Below are 2,601 nucleotides of genomic sequence, written 5' to 3' on the forward strand. Positions count from 1 at the left end.
CTCCGGCATTTCCATATCCAGCAGTATCAGGTCAGGCATTTCGTTTTTTGCCATTTCCACGCCTTCCCGCCCGTTTACCGCGGTAATAAGTGTATACCCTTCCCCTTTTTCCAGATAAATCTTTGCGATTTTCTGCTGCATAGGTGAATCATCGACAAGCAATACTTTCATGTCCCCGCCTCCTTAAGAGTCTACACGCCATTATCCCTGATTTTTTTAAAAAGAACCCTTCTTTACTTTAACCGCCTCTATTATTGCGCCCGGCATTTCTTTAAGCCCTACTGTAATATCCACTCCGCCTGCCTTAATTGCTTCCTGGGGCATTCCAAATACAACACAGGATGCTTCATCCTGGGCAATATTATACGCCCCTGCCTGTTTCATTTTCAGCATTCCGTCTGCGCCGTCAGAACCCATTCCCGTAAGAATTACCCCTACAACATTTGAACCGGCAGACGCCGCGGCGGAATTAAAAAGCACATCAACCGAAGGCCTTTGCCTTTGTACCCTTGGCCCGTCCTTTATTTCCACCCTGTACATGGCTCCAAAACGCCTTAAAAGCATATGTTTATTGCCCGGAGCTATTAAAGCCTTCCCGGTTGATACAAAATCACCGTGTTTTGCCTCTGCAACTTCCATCCTGCATTCCTGATTTAAAAACTCCGAAAAAGAACGCGTGAAATTTTCCGGCATATGCTGAACAATCACCATTCCGGGAGCGTTTGCCGGCATTGCCTTTAATATATGCCTTATGGCTTCGGTCCCCCCGGTTGAAGCGCCGATAGCCACAATTTTCTCTGTTGTTGTTTCAAGTTTTATATTTTCAATTACAGATTTATCCTGCCCTTCAAGTATCTTTTTTATATTTGCCCTGGCTGCAGCGCGTATCTTATCGGTAAGCTCTATGGCAAGATCACCCACGGTATACGACTCGCCGGGTTTACATAACACTTCAACAGCCCCAAGCTGTATTGCCTCAAAAGCCAGTTTGCTTCCCTTGGGAGTAAGGGAAGATACCACTATTACAGGCATCGGTTTATACCGCATAAGTTTCCTTAAAAAAGTTATCCCGTCCATACGCGGCATTTCTATATCAAGGGTTATTACATCAGGATTAAGCTGAACTATTTTATCACGCGCCACGTAAGGATCCGGCGCAGTTCCTATGACTTCAATATCAGCTGTTTTTGAAAGTTCGGCGGACAGTATTTTCCTGACAATCGCCGAATCATCCACAACCAGCACTTTTATCATTTTTATTTTCTCCCCGTGCAATTTTTTACATCTACAGCCACAGCAACCGGCATTTCATCAACAACAAACTTAATTTCCGCCTGCTTTACCATTATTTCCCATCCCTCTTTGTCAATTATTTCCGCAGAAGGCGGCGTTAAATCCGCCGTAACCTTTTTTCCAAACGCTTCCGTTACAAAATGGCCGCAGGTAAGATTAATAAACTCTTTTATCACGTCATATTCGGCCTCAATTTTATTATCTTTGCCGGGTTCAAGCCCCATAACATTTGACACAAGGGCGGAACAAAAATCCTTGGTGGTAATTATGGACATCGTTCCGCCGCACTCCCCGGTAAACCCCACATCAGAACGTATATATATTTTTTCGGGATTGTACTTAAACGCAGCGCCTGCAACAGGCTCCCCAAACATCATGGCATATTTTGAAAGAATATCATGAAACACCTTTTCAAGAGCAGCTTCGTATTTTGGCATCTCATTGCCCCCCTTTATCCGGATTTAATATTTTCTCCGCAAGGTCTTTAATATTTTCAGGGGTAAACGGTTTTCTAAGGTATGCCTTTATTCCCTTTGACATCATCTCTTCTATCCTGGTCTCGCTGCCTTCGCTGGAAACAATTACAACGGGAATAGTTTTCAGCATTCCGTCTTCGCTCATTCTCTGCACCATTTCCACGCCGTTCATCCTTGGCATATTTATGTCGGCAAACACAAGGTCTATCCACTTGGACTGAAGCACATCAAGCGCTTCCAGCCCGTTTTCCGCTTCGTAGAGTTCCCCTATTTCTATGGTTGACAGCTCCAAAATTCTTTTTATTATGGTTCTGGTAGTCGCCGAATCATCCACAATCAGAAAATTATAAGCCATTTAAAAGCCTCCTCATAATATTTTTCCTATCCCGCCGGATTTTATAATCACAATGCCCGTCGCGGCATCTATTGAAATCGTCCTGGCAATATTACCGCCCACATCTTCGCCCGAAATAAAGACCTGATTTTTCCAAAGCAGTTTCCTTGCTATTATATAATTTCTTTCCCCTATTTTAAAAAACTCTTCAGAGTCACCTTTTGTGGTGGCGCCGGCTAATTTTAATATTATTCTCTTTTTTTCCGCGCCAAGAGCGTACGCTTTTTCAAAAAGCAGCGGAATTCCGGTATCAACATAAATTGAAGGCGCTAAAAAAGCTTTTTCCCTGTTTAAAGATGACTGCGGCAGCTGGGCATGAAGAAGCCCTGCCACTTTTGCCACCGGATCATATATAGCCACGCCAAGACAGGATCCAAGCGAATACGTAATTAATCTGTCCGCCGGATTATTTGTGACTTTCAGCGCTCCTATCTCGAC

At 43.9% G+C, this 2,601-nt stretch carries 5 protein-coding genes; all 5 read right to left on the bottom strand.

From position 1 onward, the window contains the following. On the bottom strand, positions 1 to 171 hold a 171-nt coding region (locus tag JXR81_09700), incomplete at its 3' end, for a response regulator (GenBank protein ID MBN2755115.1). 45 nt (positions 172 to 216) lie between these two features. Beyond that, positions 217 to 1,254: a chemotaxis response regulator protein-glutamate methylesterase gene (locus tag JXR81_09705; GenBank protein ID MBN2755116.1), complete on the bottom strand. Its 1,038-nt coding sequence runs from the start codon at positions 1,252 to 1,254 to the stop codon at positions 217 to 219. A gap of 2 nt (positions 1,255 to 1,256) precedes the next feature. After that, positions 1,257 to 1,730, bottom strand: coding sequence for a chemotaxis protein CheX (locus JXR81_09710; GenBank protein MBN2755117.1), 474 nt, complete (start codon positions 1,728 to 1,730; stop codon positions 1,257 to 1,259). A gap of 1 nt (position 1,731) precedes the next feature. Then, entirely contained in the window at positions 1,732 to 2,124 is a 393-nt protein-coding gene (locus JXR81_09715; protein MBN2755118.1) for a response regulator, read from the bottom strand. A gap of 12 nt (positions 2,125 to 2,136) precedes the next feature. Next, positions 2,137 to 2,595, bottom strand: coding sequence for a chemotaxis protein CheD (locus tag JXR81_09720; protein MBN2755119.1), 459 nt, complete (start codon positions 2,593 to 2,595; stop codon positions 2,137 to 2,139). Positions 2,596 to 2,601 lie beyond the last annotated feature (6 nt).

The organism is Candidatus Goldiibacteriota bacterium, from assembly GCA_016937715.1.
In the GTDB taxonomy this organism is placed as follows: Bacteria; Oederibacteriota; PGYV01; order PGYV01; family PGYV01; genus PGYV01.

Excerpts from the sequence above, each read along its gene's own strand:
- JXR81_09705 (MBN2755116.1), bottom strand. The coding sequence starts at position 1,254 with ATGATAAAAGTGCTGGTTGTGGATGATTCGGCGATTGTCAGGAAAATA.
- JXR81_09710 (MBN2755117.1), bottom strand. The coding sequence starts at position 1,730 with ATGCCAAAATACGAAGCTGCTCTTGAAAAGGTGTTTCATGATATTCTT.
- JXR81_09715 (MBN2755118.1), bottom strand. The coding sequence starts at position 2,124 with ATGGCTTATAATTTTCTGATTGTGGATGATTCGGCGACTACCAGAACC.